Below are 1,846 nucleotides of genomic sequence, written 5' to 3'. Positions count from 1 at the left end.
CACGCTTGAGGATGTCGAGCGCCGCCACCGGCTGCTTGAGCATGGACTTCACATCCAGTCCGGCGCAGAAGGCACGTCCCTCACCGTGCAGGATCACGGCCCGCAACCCTTTGTGCTGCTGCAGCTGGCGCAGCGTCTCGTCGATGGCGCCGAACATGCTTCTATCCAGCGCATTGAGTTTGTCCCCCCGCGCCAGCATCACTTCGGCGATACCGTCCCGGATCTCGCACTTGACCCTTGGTTTTTCCATCTCCCTTGTCCTCTCCTTGATCCCTGTCATTGACTCACTGGTCATACCACAACGTTATCAGAGTGTGATCACCAGGTACAGTGAGGGCATCCGTTTCCCGTTGCAGATGCTGCGTGCGACTAAAGTCGGCTAGCTCACACGCCACCGCTTTGTCAGACTGACCTGACGCCACCGGCCAAGGATTGCCATGACCACTCTGTTCAACTTTGCCCGCCCGCCGTTTGACTGCCTGAACGTCGAGGCGCACCAGCGGCTCGCGCAGAGCCTTTCCATCTGCTATTTCCGCGCGGGCCAGGTGGTGCTCAATGCCGGCGATGTCCCGCCAGGCCTCTATCTCATCATCAAGGGGACGGTAGAGGAGTCCGCGCCTCATCACCACTTCGGTGACTACGGGGTCGATGATCTGTTCGACGTGCGGGCCCAGTTTGACGGCCGCTGCCGCCACAACTTCACGGCGCTGGAAGATACACTCTGCCAGCTGATCCCCCGCCACACCTTTCTGGCCCTCTGCGAACAGACGCCGGCACTGGCCAACTACTTCACCGCCAATCTGGCCGAGCGGCAACAACAGCAGGCACAACGGGAACGGCTGGGCCAGAAAAATCTGGCGGAATTTATTCTGACCAGGATAGAACCCGACCATCTGCAGGCGCCGCTCGTCGTCGAAAACCGGCTCAGCCTGCTGGCGGCCACCGAAGCCATGGTGGCGCAAGGCACCGATTGCCTGCTCTACCCCGCCCACGACGGCTCGCTCACCCTGGCGACCCGCAAGACCTTGCTCCACGCCCTGACCCTCAAGGGGTTGCCGCTCACCGCGCCCCTCTCGGTGCTGACCCCCACGCAGCTGATTGGTCTGCCGCTGGAGAGCTATCTGTTTGATGCCCTGCTGCTGATGACCCGTCACCGCATCAAGCGACTGGTGGTGTGGCGTGGCAACGAGGTAGCGGGGATCCTGCAACTGACTCAGGTGCTGGGGCTCTTCTCGACTCACTCCCACGTGCTGACCCTGCGCATCGCCCGGGCAGACTCCCTGCCCGCGCTGGAGGCGGTGGCCCGCGAGCAGCAGCAACTGACCCGCTCGCTGTTTGCCCAGGGGATCCACACCGCCTTCCTGATGAGGCTCATCGCCACCATCAACGAGCAGCTGATCGCCAAGGCCTTTGCCCTGCTGATCCCCCCCGAGGTACAGGACAAGGTGTGTTTGCTGATGCTGGGCTCGGAGGGACGCGGCGAGCAGATCCAGAAAACCGATCAGGACAATGCCCTGATCCTGCCCACCGGCCTGCATTGGCCGGATCAGCAAGCGGATCTGGCCGCCTTCAGCGCCCTGCTGGAACGGCTCGGTTATCCGCCCTGCCCCGGCCGGGTGATGGTCAACAACCCGAACTGGGTGAAAGAGGTCAACGAGTGGCAACAGGAGATTGAGCGGGCCTGCGTCAACGCGGGCGAGGCCGACTTGCTCTGGCTTGCCACCCTGGCCGATGCCCACCCTATCGCCGGGGATCGCAACCTGCTGCCTCCCATCGCCCGCAAGCTGCGGGAGCAACTGGCCGATCGGCAGGATCTGCTGGCGGAGATGGTGCGGCCGGCGGTGGC

Annotated in this window: 2 protein-coding genes; one reads left to right on the top strand and one right to left on the bottom strand. The window is 63.4% G+C overall.

The annotated features are described in order from the left end of the window. The coding region (locus tag AAC083_RS00010; RefSeq protein ID WP_181364866.1) for an enoyl-CoA hydratase/isomerase family protein at positions 1 to 250 on the bottom strand (250 nt) is incomplete at its 3' end. A 187-nt stretch (positions 251 to 437) separates the two neighbouring features. On the opposite strand from AAC083_RS00010, the gene AAC083_RS00005 reads away from it, so the two are divergent. After that, on the top strand, positions 438 to 1,846 hold a 1,409-nt coding region (locus tag AAC083_RS00005), incomplete at its 3' end, for a DUF294 nucleotidyltransferase-like domain-containing protein (RefSeq protein WP_108537775.1).

The sequence above is a fragment of the Aeromonas sp. HMWF014 genome, from assembly GCF_963878295.1.
GTDB lineage: Bacteria > Pseudomonadota > Gammaproteobacteria > Enterobacterales > Aeromonadaceae > Aeromonas > Aeromonas popoffii.
Note: the sequence above shows the minus strand (reverse complement) of the source record. Positions and strands in the feature narration are given on the sequence as shown.